Source organism: Microbacterium sp. 01T413_2, assembly GCF_056398985.1.
Window position 1 is genome coordinate 1 of record NZ_JBFTQL010000014.1, and the last position, 17,492, is coordinate 17,492.

15 protein-coding genes are annotated in these 17,492 nt (G+C 71.3%); 7 read left to right on the forward strand and 8 right to left on the reverse strand.

Features of this window, described 5'->3' with window-relative positions; genetic code table 11:
• Together AC1DMN_RS09220 and AC1DMN_RS09225 are read left to right on the forward strand one after the other, a co-directional pair.
• A partial coding sequence (locus AC1DMN_RS09220; RefSeq protein WP_477384132.1) for an APC family permease occupies positions 1 to 1,112 on the forward strand: 1,112 nt, incomplete at its 5' end.
• Positions 1,109 to 2,263, forward strand: a complete 1,155-nt coding sequence (locus AC1DMN_RS09225) for a DmpA family aminopeptidase (RefSeq protein ID WP_477230409.1) — start codon at positions 1,109 to 1,111, stop codon at positions 2,261 to 2,263. The genes AC1DMN_RS09220 and AC1DMN_RS09225, both read left to right, overlap by 4 nt.
• Before the next feature lie 44 nt (positions 2,264 to 2,307).
• On the opposite strand, the gene AC1DMN_RS09230 is transcribed toward AC1DMN_RS09225, so the two are convergent.
• The 5 genes from AC1DMN_RS09230 to AC1DMN_RS09250 all read right to left on the reverse strand — a co-directional run bounded on the left by AC1DMN_RS09230 (position 2,308) and on the right by AC1DMN_RS09250 (position 7,954).
• Positions 2,308 to 3,123 (reverse strand): HpcH/HpaI aldolase/citrate lyase family protein, encoded by an 816-nt coding sequence (locus AC1DMN_RS09230; RefSeq protein ID WP_477230408.1) that lies wholly within the window; start codon positions 3,121 to 3,123, stop codon positions 2,308 to 2,310.
• The gene (locus tag AC1DMN_RS09235) at positions 3,120 to 3,605 is read right to left on the reverse strand and encodes a MaoC family dehydratase (protein ID WP_477230407.1); all 486 of its coding nucleotides are present in this window, start codon (positions 3,603 to 3,605) and stop codon (positions 3,120 to 3,122) included. The genes AC1DMN_RS09230 and AC1DMN_RS09235 overlap by 4 nt, the downstream gene beginning before the upstream one ends.
• Complete coding sequence (locus AC1DMN_RS09240; RefSeq protein ID WP_477384134.1) at positions 3,602 to 5,665, reverse strand: ATP-binding protein; 2,064 nt, start codon at positions 5,663 to 5,665, stop codon at positions 3,602 to 3,604. Before AC1DMN_RS09240 ends, AC1DMN_RS09235 begins: the two co-directional genes overlap by 4 nt.
• Positions 5,666 to 5,670: 5 nt before the next feature.
• Positions 5,671 to 7,296, reverse strand: coding sequence for a carboxyl transferase domain-containing protein (locus tag AC1DMN_RS09245; protein ID WP_477384136.1), 1,626 nt, complete (start codon positions 7,294 to 7,296; stop codon positions 5,671 to 5,673).
• 100 nt (positions 7,297 to 7,396) lie between these two features.
• Positions 7,397 to 7,954, reverse strand: a complete 558-nt coding sequence (locus AC1DMN_RS09250; protein WP_477230404.1) for a phosphorylase family protein — start codon at positions 7,952 to 7,954, stop codon at positions 7,397 to 7,399.
• A 94-nt stretch (positions 7,955 to 8,048) separates the two neighbouring features.
• Between AC1DMN_RS09250 and nadE the strand changes: the two genes are divergently transcribed.
• The 3 genes from nadE (at position 8,049) to AC1DMN_RS09265 (ending at position 13,463) form a co-directional block, all read left to right on the forward strand.
• Complete coding sequence (nadE, locus tag AC1DMN_RS09255) at positions 8,049 to 8,867, forward strand: ammonia-dependent NAD(+) synthetase (RefSeq protein WP_477230403.1); 819 nt, start codon at positions 8,049 to 8,051, stop codon at positions 8,865 to 8,867.
• A gap of 80 nt (positions 8,868 to 8,947) precedes the next feature.
• Positions 8,948 to 12,706 carry a TM0106 family RecB-like putative nuclease gene (locus tag AC1DMN_RS09260; RefSeq protein WP_477230402.1) on the forward strand — a complete coding sequence of 1,253 codons (3,759 nt, stop codon included), beginning with the start codon at positions 8,948 to 8,950 and terminating at the stop codon, positions 12,704 to 12,706.
• Positions 12,690 to 13,463 (forward strand): GNAT family N-acetyltransferase, encoded by a 774-nt coding sequence (locus tag AC1DMN_RS09265; protein ID WP_477230401.1) that lies wholly within the window; start codon positions 12,690 to 12,692, stop codon positions 13,461 to 13,463. Before AC1DMN_RS09260 ends, AC1DMN_RS09265 begins: the two co-directional genes overlap by 17 nt.
• 9 nt (positions 13,464 to 13,472) lie before the next feature.
• Here AC1DMN_RS09265 and upp read toward each other — a convergent pair whose 3' ends face one another.
• A complete protein-coding gene (gene upp / locus AC1DMN_RS09270) occupies positions 13,473 to 14,105 on the reverse strand; it encodes a uracil phosphoribosyltransferase (protein ID WP_440734876.1) in 633 nt (210 codons plus the stop codon).
• Positions 14,106 to 14,179: 74 nt separating this feature from the next.
• On the opposite strand from upp, the gene AC1DMN_RS09275 reads away from it, so the two are divergent.
• Positions 14,180 to 14,629, forward strand: a complete 450-nt coding sequence (locus tag AC1DMN_RS09275; RefSeq protein ID WP_477384138.1) for a nucleoside deaminase — start codon at positions 14,180 to 14,182, stop codon at positions 14,627 to 14,629.
• A 33-nt stretch (positions 14,630 to 14,662) separates the two neighbouring features.
• Here the strand turns inward: AC1DMN_RS09275 and AC1DMN_RS09280 are convergent, their stop codons facing one another.
• Together AC1DMN_RS09280 and AC1DMN_RS09285 are read right to left on the reverse strand one after the other, a co-directional pair.
• On the reverse strand, positions 14,663 to 15,553 hold the full coding sequence (locus AC1DMN_RS09280) for an alpha/beta hydrolase (protein WP_477230399.1): 891 nt from the start codon (positions 15,551 to 15,553) through the stop codon (positions 14,663 to 14,665).
• 15 nt (positions 15,554 to 15,568) lie between these two features.
• Entirely contained in the window at positions 15,569 to 16,540 is a 972-nt protein-coding gene (locus tag AC1DMN_RS09285) for a cation diffusion facilitator family transporter (protein ID WP_477384140.1), read from the reverse strand.
• A 107-nt stretch (positions 16,541 to 16,647) separates the two neighbouring features.
• Between AC1DMN_RS09285 and proC the strand changes: the two genes are divergently transcribed.
• Positions 16,648 to 17,484: a pyrroline-5-carboxylate reductase gene (gene proC, locus AC1DMN_RS09290; protein ID WP_477230397.1), complete on the forward strand. Its 837-nt coding sequence runs from the start codon at positions 16,648 to 16,650 to the stop codon at positions 17,482 to 17,484.
• Positions 17,485 to 17,492 lie beyond the last annotated feature (8 nt).

The following is a 17,492-nucleotide window of genomic DNA, read 5'->3' on the forward strand; positions in this document are numbered from 1 at the left end:
TGCTGAACCTGGTCAGCGGCGTGCTCATCATCGGCGTGATCGCTTCGGGGGCGGGCCAGTACCTCGGGGTGCTCTCGGAGGCTCTCGGGGGCGGGTGGGTCGGGATCGTGGTGATCCTGGTGACCACCGTGATCGCCTGCCTCGGGATCAGGACCAATGCGTGGGTCACCGGCGTCTTCCTGATCCTGGAGATCGGCGCGCTGGTGGTGCTCACAGTGGTGGGCTTCCTGCACGTGAGTCAGCCGATCTCCACGCTGTGGACGGTGGCCACGAGCGGGCCGGGAGGCGTGCTCGTGAGCGCCTCCGCCGGCCTCGTGGTCTCCTACACGGCGACCGCCCTGTTCGCCTTCAACGGCTACGGCGCCGCGGTGTACTACGCGGAGGAGACCAAGAACGCCCGCTCCACGATCGGTCGCGCGATCCTGTGGTCGCTGCTCATCGCCGTGGTCGCGGAGATCGTCCCCACGATCGCCGTGCTGCTGGGCTCGAAGGACCTCGCGGCCCTCGTCGCTTCTCCCTCGCCGATGACGCAGTTCCTCACCGAGCGTGCGGGGCCGGTCGTCAACACCCTGGTCAGCGTCGGGATCGCCGTCGCCGTGATCAACGCGGTGCTCGCGATCATCCTGCAGTTCGGCCGCACCCTGTTCTCCTCGGCACGCGACCGCTCCTGGCCCGACGCGATCAACCGCCCGCTGGGCCGGATCCATCCGACGCTGCGCACCCCGGTCATCGCGACGATCATCGTCGGCGTGATCGCCGCGCTCTGCCTGTGGCTGGTCCCATTCAACGTCCTGCTCGTCGCCACCAGCGCCGGGATTGTGATCCTCTACGCCTTGGTCGGTCTCGCCGCGTTCGTCGGCCGGATCAACCACACGACCGACGCCGCCGAGTACCGGATGCCGATGTGGCCGGTCGCGCCGATCCTGATGACGCTCGCAACCCTCGTGATCCTGGTGATGAGCCTGATCGCCGACTGGATCCCGGTCGCGGTCGCCGTCGGGATCTTCGCCCTCGGCATGCTCTACTACGCGCTCTACCTGCGCGGGAAGCCGGATCGCTGGACGCTGCCGCTGCCCGCGGACGAGGAGCTCGAGGACGAGGTGCGCGGATGAGCCGGGCACGCGCGCGGGATCTCGGGCTGGTGCGCGGGGGGATCCCTGGTGCGCACAATGCGATCACCGACGTGCCGGGCGTCGAAGTCGGGTACACCACTCTCATCGAGGACGGCGAGGCTCTCATCGAGGGCGGCGAGGCCGTCGTCGTCCGCACCGGCGTCACGGCGATCCTGCCGCGCGGCCGCGCCGGCGCCGGAACTCCTGTCGCAGCCGGAGTGCACTCGCTGAACGGCAACGGCGAGATGACCGGATCCGTGTGGATCGCGGAGTCGGGGAGCCTCGGTACCCCGGTTCTCATCACCAATACGCACTCCGTCGGAGCCGCGCATGAGGGCGCCATCCGCTGGATGCTCGACACGGTTCCGGGCGCGGCGGATCAATGGCTCCTGCCGGTCGTGGCGGAGACCTGGGACGGACGCCTGAACGACATCAACGGTCTGCATGTGCGGCCCCGGCACGCCGTCGCGGCGCTGGACGCCGCCCGGTCAGGGGTCGTCGACGAGGGAGCCGTCGGCGGAGGCACCGGCATGATCTGCTACGGATTCAAGGGTGGATCCGGGACGGCCTCGCGCCGGGTCGTGCTGGGAGATGCCGAGTACACGGTCGGCGTCTTCCTGCAGGCGAACTTCGGCGAGATGTCGGAGCTGACGGTGCGCGGGGAGCCGGTGGGTTCGGTGCTCAAGAACGAGGTGGCCGCGGAATCGGGCGACGTCGCATCGTCCGCGGCGGGATCGGCGACGCCGCCGCAGGGCGCCGGCAGCGTGATCGTGGTCGTGGCGACGGATGCGCCGCTGCTGCCCGGACAATGCACGGCGCTGGCGCGGAGAGTCTCTCTCGGCCTCGCGCGCACGGGGACCGCGGGATCGCATTTCTCGGGCGACATCTTCCTCGCCTTCTCGACGGCGAATCCGGGTGCGCTCGCCAGCCGCTTCCCGGCGGAGGGCGAGGAGGTCGTGCTGGACGAGGTGCGCGCCGTGCCCTGGGGGCGGATGGATCTGCTCTACACGGCGGTGGTCGAGGCGACGGAGGAGGCGGTGCTCAACGTTCTGGTCGCGGGGGAGGACATGGCCGGGCACCGGCAGAGCGTGCGAGGACTGCCGATCGAGCGGGTGCGCGAGCTGCTCGAGGAACGGGCGCTGACGAGATAGGGGCGAGGTCGGGGTCGACGGTGGGCGATGCTCGGGCGCGGCGATCAGCGCCCGAGGATCGCCCTGGCCTGCCGCAGTACGGGCTCGTCGACCATGCGGCCTTCGAACCGGAACACCCCCGGCTGTCCTTCTGCTTCGGCGAGCACGCGCTCGGCCCAGTCGCGCTCGGCCGGGGTGGCGGCATAGCCCTCGCGGATCACGGCGACCTGGCTCGGGTGGATGCACGCGGTGGCGTCGAAGCCGCTCGCCGCGGCATCGAGAACCTCGGCGCGCAGACCGTCGACGTCGGCGATGTCGAGGTGAACGGAGTCGATCGCGGCCTTCCCGAACGCCTTCGCGGCCAGCAGCACGCGAGAGCGCGCGAGGCGTGCGACGTCTCGATAGCGGCCCGCGTGGGCGCCCGCGGTGAACCGGCTCGAGCGTCCTCCCATGCTCGCGACGAGATCCTCCGCGCCCCACATGAGCCCGATCGTCGCGGGGTGCGCGGCGATCTCCTCGGCGTGGACGACACCGCGCGCGGTCTCGCACAGCGCCAGCACGCGGTGCCCCGCAGCATGCAGGGCGTCGAGGTCGGCGGCGGACTCGGCCTTGGCCAGCATCACCGTGCGGTACACGGTGCCGGCGAGGGCGGCGAGGTCGAGCGCGTGATCGGGGGTGTCCGCCGGGTTCACCCGCACGATCGTGCGCCGCGGATCCAGGCCCGCGGCGGCGAGGCGCACACGGGCGGCGGGCTTGTCCGCGGGGGCGACCGCGTCCTCCAGGTCGAGGATCACGGAGTCGGCGGCGGCGAGGGCCTTCGCGTACCGGTCGTCGCGGTCCGCGGGGCAGAACAGCAGTGCGGGGCCCTGCAGCGCGCTCATCGCGCGGCCTCCGCGGGAAGGCACTGCATGAGGGTGGACCGCGTTGCGAGGGCGACCACCGTGCCGTCCTGATTGCGCCCGGTGTGCGCGAACTGAAGGACGCCCTGCCCGGGGCGCGACGACGACAGCCGCTTCGACACGATCAGCGTCTCGGCGTAGAGGGTGTCGCCGATGCGCACCGGCGCGGGGAAGGACACGTCGGAGAAGCCGAGGTTCGCGACGATCGTGCCCATCGTGAGCTGCGCGACGGAGAGCCCCACGAGCGTGGACAGGGTGAACATGCTGTTCACSAGSCGCTCGCCGAACTCGGTKCCGGCGCTCCASGCSGCRTCCAGRTGSAGGGCCTGGGTGTTCATGGTCARGGTCGTGAAGAGCACGTTGTCGGCCTCGGTCACGGTGCGCCCCGGGCGGTGCAGGTAGACCGCGCCCTCCTCGAACTCCTCGAAGTAGAGTCCCCGCTGCTCGATGCGCTTCCCCGTCAYTCCGCGACCTCCTCGACATCGGTCCCCGAACCGGCACCCGGTTCGGTCCCTGAGCTTGCCGAAGGGTCCGGAGTGATCACGGCCAGGGTCTGCCCTCGGGCCACCGTGTCGCCTTGCGCGACGTGGACGGCGACCGTGCCCGCCACCCCGGCGCGCAGCACGTGCTCCATCTTCATCGCCTCGACCACGAGCACCGGATCGCCCTCCGCGACGTGCGCGCCGTCGGCGGCGTGCACGAGCACGACCGTCCCGGGCATGGGGGAGTCCAGATGCGGGCGGTTCTCCGCCGCCGTCGCACCCGCATGCGAGACCCGCTCCACGGCGACCTCGAACACTGCACCGCTGTGCGCGATGGCAACCCGGCCGGATTCGATCTCGAGCGCGGCGACCGTCCGCGTCATGCCATCGATCGTGATCGTGCGGTGCGAGGCTCCCTCGGCGCGCGAGGAGGCGGCCACCGGACCGGATCCGTCGACCTCGACCGACAGGCGGGATCCGGATCCCGTCACGCGCACTTCGGCATGGTGCTCGCCGCAGACCAGTCGGTAGCGACGCGGGGCGGGAACGCCGAGGCGCCAGCCATCGCGGCGAGTCCACGGGCCGGACACCGTCGCGGCCTCGGAGCGCGGCGCGGCATCGAACAGCAGCGCCGCCTCGGCGAACACGCGTGCGCCGGCCTCGGCGAAGGCGAGATCGTCGAAGCGGCGGGCGATGAGGTCSGTGTCGAGGTCGCCGGCGACCACCTCGGGAAGCTCGAGCAGCGCCCGCACGAACTCCACGTTCGTCGGGAAGCCGAACACCGCYGTCYCGTCGAGCGCKCGCACCAGKCGSCGSCGGGCCTCGTCACGATCCGCGCCGTGCGCGATGATCTTCGCGAGCATCGGGTCATAGTCGATCGAGACGTCCAGGCCGTCGGCGATCGCCGTGTCGACCCTGATCCCCTCGCCCTCGGGGTGGATCACGCGCCCCACACGGCCGCCCGTCGGTAGGAAGCCGGAGGCCGGATCCTCGGCGTACACGCGCGCCTCGATGCTGTGCCCGCGCAGCACGACATCCTCCTGCCCGAAACCGAGCGGAGCACCGGCGGCGATGAGCAGCTGCTGCTCCACGAGGTCGAGCCCGGTGACCTGCTCGGTCACGGGGTGCTCGACCTGCAGACGCGTGTTCATCTCCATGAAGAAGAACTCGTCCGGCTTCGCCGCCTCGACGATGAACTCCACGGTTCCGGCGCCGCGGTAGTCCACGCTCCGGGCGGTCTCGCACGCGGCCGCGCCGATCGCCGCGCGCGTGGACTCGTCGAGCAGCGGGGACGGCGCCTCCTCGATCACCTTCTGGTGCCGGCGCTGCAGCGAGCACTCGCGCTCGCCGAGGTGCACGACGTTGCCGCGTGCGTCCGCGAGGATCTGCACCTCGATGTGCCGCGGGGTGGCGAGGTAGCGCTCCAGGAACAGCGCATCGTCGCCGAAGCTCGCGGCGGCCTCGCGCCGAGCGGCGGCGATCGCGTCGGCCAGGTGCGCCTCGTCCGTGACCACGTGCATGCCCTTGCCGCCGCCGCCCGCCGAGGGCTTGATCAGCAGCGGGTAGCCGATCCCTCCGGCGGCGGCGATGAGGTCGGCATCGGTGAGGCCGGGGCGTGCAACCCCCGGAACCGTGGGCACGTCGCGCTCCGCGACGGCCAGCTTGGCCGTGATCTTGTCGCCCATGGTGCGGATCGCCTCGGCGGTGGGGCCGATGAATACGATCCCGGCGTCGGCGCACGCCTGCGCGAAGGCGGCGTTCTCGGCGAGGAACCCGTAGCCGGGGTGGATCGCCTGCGCGCCGGTCGCCCTGGCGGCGTCCAGCACGGCGTCGATGTTCAGGTAGCTCTGCGCCGCGGGCGCGGGGCCGATCCGCACGGCGACGTCGGCGAGGGCGACGTGGCGGGAGCCCGCGTCGGCGTCGCTGTAGACGGCGACCGAGCGGATCCCCAGACGGCGCAGCGTCGCGATGACGCGGCAGGCGATCTCGCCGCGGTTGGCGATGAGGACGGTGTCGAACACGTAAGGCTCAGTGCGGTGCATCTCACTCACATCCGGAAGACGCCGTATTGCCGGCTTGCCGCTGCGCCGGCGGCCGGCTGGTCGGTCGAAGAGGCCCGCATCACGACGTCGAGCGCGAGGCCGAGCACATCGCGGGTCTGGCCGGGCTCGATGATCCCGTCGTCCCACAGTCGGGCGGTGGAGTAGTAGGGGCTGCCCTGCTCGTCGTACGCCGCCCGGATCGGGGCCTGGAACTCGGCCTCCTCCTCGGCCGACCACGATCCGCCCGCCGCCTCGATCTGGTCGCGTCGCACGGTCGACAGCACCGACGCGGCCTGCGGTCCGCCCATGACCGAGACCCTGGCGCCCGGCCAGAGCCACAGGAACCGCGGCGAGTACGCCCTTCCGCACATCGAGTAGGTTCCGGCGCCGAAGGATCCGCCTACGACGACGGTGAGCTTGGGCACCGTCGCGGTCGCGACGGCGTTCACCATCTTCGCGCCGTGCTTGGCGATGCCATTCGCCTCGTACTCGCGACCGACCATGAAGCCGGTGATGTTCTGCAGGAACAGCAGCGGGGTGCGGCGCTGCTCGCAGAGCTGGATGAAATGCGCGCCCTTGAGCGCCGACTCCCCGAACAGCACGCCGTTGTTGGCGATGATCCCGACCCGGTGGCCGTGGATGTGCGCGAACGCGGTCACCAGGGTGGTGCCGTACTCGGCCTTGAACTCGGTGAATGCGCCGCCGTCGACGATGCCGTGGATGATCTCGCGCGCGTCGTAGGGCACGGTCAGCTCGACCGGGACCACGTCGAGCAGGTCGACGACGGGGGGATCCGTGACCGCGGCAGTCGGATCTGCGCGGTCCCTGAGCCTGTCGAAGGGCTGCGGCGCGGGAGGCAGCGTCGCCACGATGTCCCGGACGATCTGCAGCGCATGCTCGTCGTTCTCCGCGAGGTGGTCGGCGACGCCCGAGACCCGGGTGTGCACCTCGCCGCCGCCGAGGTCCTCCGCGGTGACGACCTCGCCGGTCGCGGCCTTCACGAGCGGGGGGCCGCCGRGGAAGATCGTGCCCTGATTGCGCACGATCACCGTCTCATCGCTCATCGCCGGCACGTAAGCGCCGCCGGCCGTGCTCGACCCCATCACGGCGGCGATCTGGGGGATCCCGTCCCGCGACATCCTGGCCTGGTTGTAGAAGATSCGSCCGAARTGRTCGCGATCGGGGAACACCTCGTCCTGCATCGGCAGGAASGCGCCGCCCGAGTCGACGAGGTAGATGCAGGGCAGCCGGTTCTCCGCCGCGATCTCCTGCGCGCGCAGGTGCTTCTTCACGGTGATCGGGTAGTAGGTGCCGCCCTTGACCGTGGCGTCGTTCGCGACGACCATGACGTGCCGCCCGTGCACGAGCCCGATCCCGGCGACCACGCCGCCCGAGGGGGCGTCACCGCCGTACAGACCGTAGCCGGCGAGCGGTGCGACCTCCAGGAACGGGCTGCCGGTGTCGAGCAGGTGATCGATCCGGTCCCGGGCGAGCAGCTTGCCGCGCTCGGTGTGGCGGAGGCGGCTCTTCTCCGGTCCGCCCAGGGCGGCTTCGGCGCGCCGGGCGCGCAGCTCGTCGACGAGCTCGCGGTAGGTCGGCGCACCGATGCTCGGCGCGGTTGATTCGGACACGGCACCCTCCGTTGGGCGACTTCGCAGCGGTCGTGGACTCGTGATTCAGATTAGCGAGCGTTAACTGAAATGTCCACGACCGGTCGACTGCGGTGCGTTCTCAGACTCCGTACTCGTCCCGGATCTGCTCGCGCAACTGCACGCTGCAGGCCGCGACGGTCTCGTCCCAGACGGTGGTGGCGCCGTCCTGAGCGGTGTCGGAGATCGCGCGCAGCACGCGGATCGGCACGTCGAACTGGTCGGCGACCCAGACGTAGGCGTAGGTCTCCATGTCGACGAGCACCCCGCCGAGGCCGCGGATCCGCTCGACCACGGCGACGTCATCGACGAAGCTGTCCCCGGTCGCGATGACGAGTCCGTCGCGGCCGGTCGCGACACGCGGCGGCAGCGAGACGTGCTGCCCGATCACGCCGTCGAGGTCCTGGACGTCGTGCTGGATCGCCGCGGTGATCTCGTACACGCCGCCGGGGAGATCCGGATCCACGCCTCCCGCCGTGCCGACGACCACGATCTCCTCGTAGGGGGCCGCGTCCAGCGCGCGGGTCAGGCCGTACGCGGCCTTGAGCTTGCCGGGGCCGGTCACGAGCCGGTCGAAGCCCGGAAGCTCCTCGGGGAAGGCCTGCAGTTCGGACGCGAGGGCGGCGACGAGGAGTCTCATGCCTCCATCCTCGCAGGCGCCGCCGGAGCCACGGCGGCGTTCACGCGCGCGAAACGTCGCCGTTGGATACTGGTTCCACGACCGAAGGAGAAGCATGACCCTGCAGCAGGACATCGCCACAGGCCTCGGGGTGCGCCCCGACATCGACCCCGCCGCGGAGATCGACCGCCGGGTCGGCTTCCTCGTCGACTACCTCCAGCACACGGGCGCCAAGGGTTATGTGCTCGGCATCTCGGGCGGACAGGACTCGACGCTCGCCGGGCGGCTCGCGCAGCTCGCCGTCGAGAAGGTGCGCGCCGAGGGCGGCGAGGCGACGTTCATCGCCGTGCGCCTGCCCTACCGGGTGCAGCACGACGCCGACGATGCGACCGCGGCGATGGCGTTCATCGCCGCGGACGAGGGGGTCGAGGTCAACATCGAGCACGGTGTCGACGGGCTCGAGAACGACCTCGAGGCGGCGGGCCTGGAGGACGTGGCGGACTTCCACCGCGGCAACATCAAGGCGCGTCTGCGCATGGTCACGCAGTACGCGATCGCCGGCCAGCGCGGCATGCTCGTGATCGGCACGGATCACGCGGCGGAGGCGGTGACCGGCTTCTTCACCAAGTTCGGCGATGGAGCCTGCGACCTCACCCCGCTCGCCGGGCTCTCCAAGCGCCAGGGCAGGGCGCTGCTGCTGGCGCTCGGCGCGCCGGACCGCCTGGCATACAAGGTGCCCACGGCCGACCTGCTGGACGGCACGCCCGGCCGTGCCGACGAGGACGAGCTGGGCCTCACCTACGAGCAGATCGACGACTATCTGGAGGGGCGCGAGGTGGCGGCCGACGTGGCGCAGCGCATCGAGGCGCGCTACCTCGCGACCTCGCACAAGCGCCGCCAGCCGGTCACGCCCGACGACACCTGGTGGCGCTGACGCCGGCCCGTGATGTCGGGGGTCCCGTCTAGGGTCGAAGCGACGGCCCGATCGGTCGCCCCCGAACGACAGGAGCCCTCGTGCGCGTGATCACCGCTTCCGCATCCGATCAGAACGTCGGATCCGACCGGAAGCGCGTGATCTGGAGTGCCACGGATCTCAAGCTCGCGGCCGAGTGCGAGTTCGCCTGGGCGCGCGCGGTCGACGCCAAGCTCGGGAGGATCGAGCCGGTCGAGGATCCGGAGGACGCGACGCTCGCCCGCGCCGCGGCGATGGGCGACGCGCACGAGCTCGTGGTGCTGGACGACTACATCGCGGAGCTCGGGCGATCCGTCGACGGCGGGCCGGGCGTGATCGAGCTGCCCAAGGTGTCCTCGACCGATGCCGAGGCGCTGGCGGAGGTCGTCGCTGACACGCTGCGCGCGCTGCGGTCCGACGCGACGGTGATCTACCAGGCCGCGTTCTCCACGCCCGAGTTCGTCGGGTTCGCGGACTTCCTGCGGCGCGACCCCGATGGGCGGTGGCGCGTGCAGGACTCCAAGCTCGCCCGCACCGCGCGCGTGACGGCGCTCATGCAGCTGGCGGCATATGTCGATCAACTCGACCGCGTCGGCATCCCGCGTTCCGACGAAGTGGATCTGATCCTCGGCGACCGCAGCATCTCGACGCATGCGGTGAGCGATTTGCTGCCGCTGTTCCACGTGCGCCGTGCGCGCCTGCGCGCCCTCATCGCCGACCGCCGCATCGACGAGGGCGCGGCGGGTGCGCCGCTCGCCTGGGGCGACGACCGCGGAGATCTGCAGATCGTCGCCTGCGGGCGCTGCGCCACCTGCGAGCTCGAGGTGGTCGCCCACCGGGATCTGCTGCTCGTCGCGCGCATGCGCCCGGTGCAGCGGGCGCGACTCCGCGCCTCCGGCATCAGGACCATCGACGACCTTGCCCCGGCGGAGGATGCGCCGGAGGGCATGAACGTCGAGACGTTCCAGGCGCTCCGTGCGCAGGCCCGGCTGCAGCTCGCCGCGATGGCGGCCGAAGACGCTGGCGAGCCTGGACGGGACGGCGCACACCCCGCGCCGCCGTTCGAGGTCGTCTCGGCGGCGGCGATCGGACTGATGCCGCGGCCCAGCCGCGGCGACCTGTTCTTCGATTTCGAGGGGGATCCGCTCTACACCGAGCCGGGCGAAGGGCAGGCTCGGGAGAACAAGCACTGGGGGCTCGACTACCTGTTCGGCTGGGTCGACGACGCCGAGCAGTACACCGCGCTGTGGGCGCACGACTTCGCGGCCGAGAGGCAGGCGCTGCAGGACTTCCTGGACTTCGTGAAGGCGCGCAGGGCGGCGCACCCCGATATGCACATCTACCATTACGCCCCCTACGAGACCTCGCATCTGCAGAACATGGCGGAGCGCTACGGCGTGGGCGAGGCCGACGTCGACCGGCTGCTCCGGGAGGGCGTGTTCGTCGACCTGTATCCGCTGGTGCTGCGGACGGTGCGCATCGGATCGCGGTCGTACTCGATCAAGAAGCTCGAGCCGCTCTACATGGGGGCCGAGGTGCGCACGAGCGACGTGCAGAAGGGCGACGACTCGATCGTCCAGTACGTGCAGGCGCGGGGGCTCGCCGCCTCGGGCCGCACCGCCGAGGCCGAGGGGATCCTCGCCGACCTCGCCGATTACAACCGCTACGACTGCGTCTCGACGAGGCGGCTGCGCAACTGGCTCGTCGGCCTCGCGCGCGAGGCGGGCGTGCTGCCGGCTCCGCCGGACGAGCCCGAGACGCGCGCCTACGAACCCGCGCCGCTGTCGCTCGCCCTGCAGGCCGAGGGGCAGCGTGAGCAGGATGAGGCTCGGGGCGCGGGCGCGACGGGCGCTGCACTCGAGCAGGCCGGTCAGTTCCATCGAGTCGCGGCGGCCGCGATCGATTATTTCCCGCGCGAGGCGAAGAGCTTCTGGATCTCGCACTTCCAGCGCCTGCGCGAACCGGTGACGCTGTGGGAGTCGACGCGCGATGTGCTGCGGGTGGACCCGGATCGCTCGGCCGTCGCGCAGGACTGGGGCATGGAGGAAGGCGCCCGCGCCGTCACGCGTCTCGTCGACCTGCACGGTGAGGTCGCGCCCGGCAGCACTCTGAATGTCGGCGGCAGTCCGTTCGCGCTCTACGAGGCTCCCGCGCCGTTCTTCGGTGAGTTCCCCGCGCGTGTGATCCACGTGCCGCACGAGGTGGAGATCGTCGAGGTGCTCGACGACGGCTACCGCATCCGCGAGCGCTCGATCGGCGGGCAGACCTGGGACGAGCTGCCGCTCGCCCTCACCCCTGCCTCGCCACCCCGAGTGAACTCCCTGCAGGGAGCGATCGAGGAATGGGCCGGATCCGTGCTGTCGGCGGCCCCCGCGTTCCCGCAGGATGCGGCGACCGACGTGCTGCGCCGTGTGGTGCCGCGGACGGTCTCGGGCGAGCCGCTGCCTGTCCTGGGGACAGGGCCGGACGGGCATCCCGACGGAAGCACCGACACCGCGGACAGCGCCACGTCACCGGACGATCGTCTGCCGGAGGCTGCTGACGCGATCGCGCGAGGTGTGCTCGACCTGGACCGCAGTTACCTCGCTGTCCAGGGCCCTCCCGGCACCGGCAAGACGTATACCGCCTCGCACGTCATCGCCCGGCTCGTGAACGAGCACGGCTACCGCATCGGCGTGGTCGCGCAATCGCACGCGATCGTGGAGAACCTGCTCGAACGGGTGGTCGCTGCCGGGGTTCCGGCCGCCCAGGTGGCGAAGGCGCCGAAGGATCCGCACGGGCCGGAGCCCGTCTTCACCGCGATCCGCAAGGACGGCATGGCCGCGTATCTCGCCGAGCAGGGCGCCGCCGGCCTCGGCTGCGTGGTGGGCGGCACGGCCTGGGACTTCTCCAGCACCAGGCGTGTGCAGCGCGGCGAGCTCGATCTGCTCGTGATCGACGAGGCGGGGCAGTTCTCGCTCGCCTCCACGATCGCCGTGGCGGTGGCCGCGCAGAGGCTGCTGCTGCTCGGGGATCCGCAGCAGCTGCCGCAGGTGAGCCAGGGCACGCACCCCGAGCCCGTCGACACCTCGGCTCTGGGCTGGGTCATGCACGACAAGGCGGTCATCGACCCGGCGCACGGAGCGTTCCTCGCCCGGACCTGGCGGATGCATCCGGAGGTCGCCGCCCCGGTCTCGCAGCTCGCCTACGCGGGCGCGCTGGCATCGGCGCCCGGCACGGAGCGCCGCGTGATCGACGGTATCGAGCCAGGGTTGCACGTGCGGCCGATCCGGCATCGCGGCAACGCCACGCAGTCGCCCGAGGAGGCCGCGGAGGTCGTCCGCATCGTGCGCGCCCTGATCGGGCGGGACTACACCGACGGCATGGCGCGCGCACTGCCGCGCCCGCTCGAGCAGGCCGACATCATCGTCGTCGCGCCGTACAACGCCCAGAAGCAGCTGATCCTCGACGCGCTCGCGGATGCCGGCCTCGAGGAGGTCGCGGTGGGCACGGTCGACAACTTCCAGGGCAGGGAGGCGGTGGTCTCGATCACGTCGCTGGCCGCATCGAGCGGACGCGATGCCCCGCGCGGGCCGGAGTTCCTGCTGCTGCAGAACCGGCTGAACGTCGCGATCTCGCGGGCCAAGGTCGCCGCCTACCTGGTGCACTCGCCGGCCCTGCTGGACGACCTGCCGTGGACGCCCGAGGGYGTSGCCCGGCTCAGCGCGTTCGCGCACCTCGTCGGCGCCGATCAGGACGCAGAGGCACAGGGCGATGAGCACGATGTCGCCGGCGATGCGCTCGTCGCGGCGGGATCCTCCCGGGATGCCGATGCATTCTGAGACCGAGATCGCCCGCGCCTCGGCAGCCTGGGTGTGGTTCCCGCGTGGGAGCGAGCAGGAGAAGTCCGCTCTGCAGCTGGTCCGCTACCCGGCCCGGTTCGGCGGCGGTGTGCGCGCTTCGCAGGTCGCATCCGACCTCGACGCACCGTCGGTGCTGGACCACGCGATCGCACGCACCCGGGCGTGGGACGAGGACCGGTTGACGTTCTGGACGAACGCCGCCGACCGTCCCGACCTCGAGGACGAGTTGCGACGGCGCGGAGCCGTGCACGACGACACCGTGACCGTGTTCGCGCGCCCGATCCCGGGCGATCCGATCGCAGTGCCGGTCGGCGTCGAGGTCGCTGCGGTGCGCACCGTGCTCGACGTGCGAGATGTCGACACTGTCAACGTCCCTGTCTGGGGCCAGGAGCCGCTGAGCGAGGCCGGCCTGCGTACCGAGGTCGCCGAGGTGACGGCCGAGCTCGAAGCTCGCACGGGGGCCCGCGCACTGGCCCGCATCGACGGGCGCCCCATCAGCACGGGCGGCTGCACCGTCGTCGACGGCTTCCTCCGTCTCTGGGGCGCGGCGACGCTGCCCGACTTCCGCGGGCGCGGCGCCTACCGGGCGGTGCTCGCCGAGCGGTTGCGCATCGGTGCCGAGTTCGGGGCGACCACGGCGCTCGTCAAGGGGCGCGTCGAGACCTCGGCGCCGATCCTCGCGCGCTGCGGGTTCACGGCCTACGGCGAGGATCGCTGTTACGTGCTGGCCGTGTGATCGCCGGTCTCAGACCGTGCCGTACAGGCGGTCGCCCGCGTCGCCGAGGCCGGGCACGATGTACCCCTTCTCGTTCAGACGCTCATCGAGGGCGCCGAGCACCAGGGTGACGTTGCGGTCGCCCACGAGTGCTTCGATCGCCGCCACCCCCTCGGGCGTGCCGAGCAGGCAGATCGCGGTGACGTCGTCCGCACCGCGATCGAACAGGAACTGGATCGCGGCGGCGAGGGATCCGCCGGTCGCGAGCATCGGGTCGATCGCGAAGCACTGGCGTCCGCTGAGGTCATCCGGCAGGCGCTCGGCGTAGGTCGTCGGCTCGAAGGTCTCCTCGTCGCGGACCATGCCGAGGAAGCCGACCTCGGCGGTCGGAAGCAGCTTGACGAGGCCCTCGAGCATGCCGAGACCGGCRCGCAGGATCGGGACSACGATCGGCCGCGGCTCSGAGATCTTCACGCCCATSGTCGTGGTGACCGGRGTSGTGATCTCGATCGGGCTCACCCGCACGTTGCGCGTCGCCTCRTAGGCGAGCAGCGTCACGAGCTCCTCGGTGAGCTGGCGGAACACCGGCGACGGCGTGCGCGCGTCGCGCAGCACCGACAGCTTGTGGGTGATGAGGGGGTGGTCGGCCACGTGAACGCGCATAGGGACAGCGTATCCGGTGAGGGGCATGCGGCTAGGCTCGACCGTCGGGAGGACCGGTGAACGCAGCACGACCCGTGACGGACGACACGGCGATGGGGCGCGCCCTCGCCCTCGCCGCCGCAGCCGCAGTCGCGGACGAGATCCCGGTCGGCGCCGTCGTGCTCGACCCGGAGGGCCGGCCCATCGGGGAGGGGCGCAACAACCGTGAGGAGACGACGGATCCGACCGGCCATGCCGAGATCATCGCCCTGCGCGCGGCCGCCGCCGCACACGGGTCCTGGAACCTCACCGGCTGCACGCTCGTCGTCACCATGGAGCCGTGCGTGATGTGCGCCGGCGCGATCCTGCAGTCCCGGATCGGCCGGGTCGTGTTCGGCGCCTGGGACGACAAGGCAGGAGCCGCCGGGTCGCTCTACGACGTGCTGCGCGACCGCCGGCTGCCGTACCGGGCCGAGGTCATCGGCGGCGTCCGTGAGAACGAGGCTGTGGAGCAGCTGCGCGCGTTCTTCGCAGAGCGGCGCTGACCCCGGCGCACGAGACGCTCGCGAGGTTCCGGATCAGGCCTTGGGGTGTCGCGACGCCAGCCTGGCCAGGCGCTGCACGGCGAACAGATACGCCTGCGCACGCGGATCGAAGTAGCCGCGGTGCCGCTCACCGTGCTCGTCGACCTCGGTCTGCGAGGCATGCCCGTCGGTGGGCTCGCCCTGCTCGCCACCTGACCCTGGGATGGGGCCGCCGTCGGAGGAGTAGACGATCGCGCCCTCGATGTCGCGGGGGTCGACCGGATGCGCGCCGAGCCGTCCGAGGGGAGCGGTCGCGTCGCTCGAGGCCTCCGTCGCGTAGAACGAGAAGGAGCGCTTCGAGATCGCCTCGGCCACCGCATCCGCGGCCATGTGCGTCATTCCGGCCGAGGCGATCGAGAACCCCATGGATACGGGGCCCGCGCCGTCCAAGAGCACCAGCTCGCCGAACAGCGTGGACGAGTACGAGTATGCGAGCAGTGCGATGTGCGCCTGCGGATGGCCGTGCCGCATCCGCACCAGATCGCCGGCCAACCGCGCCGCCCCCACGGTCGCRTGCTTSGTCGCGAGCGCGGACAGGTGGGTGCCGGAGTCGTAGCCGAACCAGGCGACGGTCGCGATCCGGGCGGTCCCCCCGCGCAGCGTGCTCGCGCGGATCGTGTCGGCGCACAGCCGCTGGGTGATGCCCGCCCAGCCCGCGAACGCGGCGAGATCCGTGTCGATCCCGTGCAGCACGACCACGATCAGCTCCGCCGCGTCGACGTCGCCGAACGCCACGGCGGCGCGGGGCTCCTCGCCCTCGAAGAACAGCGAGATCAGGCGAGCCTGCGGATCCTCGCGCAGCACATCCTGCACGTGCTGCAGCTTCTGCCGCGCGTCCGCGGAGACCGTGGGGTCGGCGAGTGCGGCCGCGAGCGGGTCGACCACGACGGATCCGCCAGGTCAGTCGGCCGAACGCAGCACGAACGCGTCGGTGGAGGGGGAGGGGTCTTGAGCCGGCCGGTAGATGTCGGGCTCGAGATAGATCACCCGTGCGGCCGGAACCGCCTCGCGGATGCGCGCCTCGATCGTGTCGATGTCGTCGGCCGCCGCCCGCACGGTCTTGTCCGAGGTCAGGGCGATCTTCGCGGCGACGAGCAACTCGTCGGGGCCGAGGTAGAGGGTCTTGATGTGGATGAGCTTCTCGACCTCGTCGCCCGCGTGGATCGCATCGACGATGCGGTCGAAGTCGGCTTCGTTGGCCCCTTCGCCGACGAGCAGGCTCTTGGTCTCGATGCCCAGGACGATCGCGATGAGCACGAGCAGGAGGCCGATCATCAGGGTGCCGAGAGCATCGAAGACCGGATTGTGCGTGAGGAGGGTGAGCCCCACGCCGAGCAGGGCGAAGAGCAGACCCGCGAGCGCGCCGGTGTCCTCGAGCAGCACGACGGGCAGCTCGGGGGCCTTCGCGCGCCGGATGAACGAGATCCACGACTGCCCCTTCGGACGCACGTGGTTGCTCTCCTTGATCGCGGTGCGCAGCGAGAACGACTCCAGCACGATCGACACGATCAGCACGGCGAGCGGCAGCCACCACCAGGTCTTGTCGAGTTCGTGCGGTTCGATGAGCTTCTGCACGCCCTCGTAGATCGCGAACACGCCGCCGACGGAGAACAGGATGATCGACACCACGAACGCGGACACGTAGCGTTCGCGGCCGTAGCCGAACGGGTGCTCGCGATCCGCGCGGCGCTGCGCCTTGCGGCCGCCGAGCATCAGCAGCAGCTGGTTGCCCGAGTCGGCGAYGGAGTGGATGGCCTCCGCGAGCATCGAGGCGGATCCGGAGAGCAGCCACGCCACGAGCTTCGCGAGAGCGATGCCCATGTTCGCGAGGAACGCCGCCAGGATCGCCTTGCCACCACCGGATGCACTCATGCCACGAGTCTATGCGCGGCGGCGGGACGCATGACGGCCCGACCGGCATCTGCAGCGGGCGGACGCCGGCCCTGCCACCGCACGGAGCGGGCTCGTAGGATGGCSGCATGGTCGATGCMCTYCCCTCTGTCGCGTTCCTCGGTGCCGGTTCGATGGGAGGCGCGATCCTGCGTGGCCTCGTCGCGAGCGGGATTTCTGTCGACGGCGGCATCACCGCCACCAATCGGACCTCGGTGCGCGCGGCCGAGCTCGAGGGTCTGCCGGGTGTGCGCTCGATCGCGCTGGAGCAGGAGCCCTCCGGCAACGACGTGGCAGCGGGCGCGCGGATCGTGGTGGTGGGCGTCAAGCCGGCCATGGTGCCCGACCTGCTCGACGAGATCGCCCCGCATCTGCGGGAGGACGCGATCGTCGTGAGCATCGCGGCCGGCGTCACCCTGGCGACCTTCGCCGCACACCTGCCGGCCGGCACGAGCGTGCTCCGGTCCATGCCGAACACACCGGCCACCGTGGGCCGCGCGGTCACCGGTCTCGCCGCGGCTCCCGGCGTCACCGACGAGGAGCGCGCCCTCGTGCGCCGACTGTTCGAGACGGTCGGATCCGTGATCGAGGTCGCGGAGGAGCAGATCGACCCGCTCTCCACGATCTCCGGATCCGGTCCCGCCTACGTCTTCCTGCTCATCGAGGAGTTCACGAAGGCCGCGATCGGCAAGGGCTTCGCCGAGCCCGAGGCGAGACTGATGGCCGAGCAGACCTTCATCGGCGCGACCGCGCTGCTGGAGGCGTCGGGCGAGGATCCTGCAGAGCTGCGCCGACGCGTGACGAGCCCCAAGGGCACCACCGAGCGCGCCATCGCCGTGCTGCAGGACGCCGCTCTGGACGGCCTGTTCGCCCGCGCCACCGACGCCGCGCTCGCGCGGGCACGCGAACTCGCCGCCGGGGCCTGACGCAGAGG

Coding starts and splice junctions, on each gene's coding strand:
- AC1DMN_RS09225 (WP_477230409.1), top strand. CDS start 1,109: ATGAGCCGGGCACGCGCGCGGGATCTCGGGCTGGTGCGCGGGGGGATC.
- AC1DMN_RS09230 (WP_477230408.1), bottom strand. CDS start 3,123: ATGAGCGCGCTGCAGGGCCCCGCACTGCTGTTCTGCCCCGCGGACCGC.
- AC1DMN_RS09250 (WP_477230404.1), bottom strand. CDS start 7,954: ATGAGACTCCTCGTCGCCGCCCTCGCGTCCGAACTGCAGGCCTTCCCC.
- nadE (WP_477230403.1), top strand. CDS start 8,049: ATGACCCTGCAGCAGGACATCGCCACAGGCCTCGGGGTGCGCCCCGAC.
- AC1DMN_RS09265 (WP_477230401.1), top strand. CDS start 12,690: ATGCCGATGCATTCTGAGACCGAGATCGCCCGCGCCTCGGCAGCCTGG.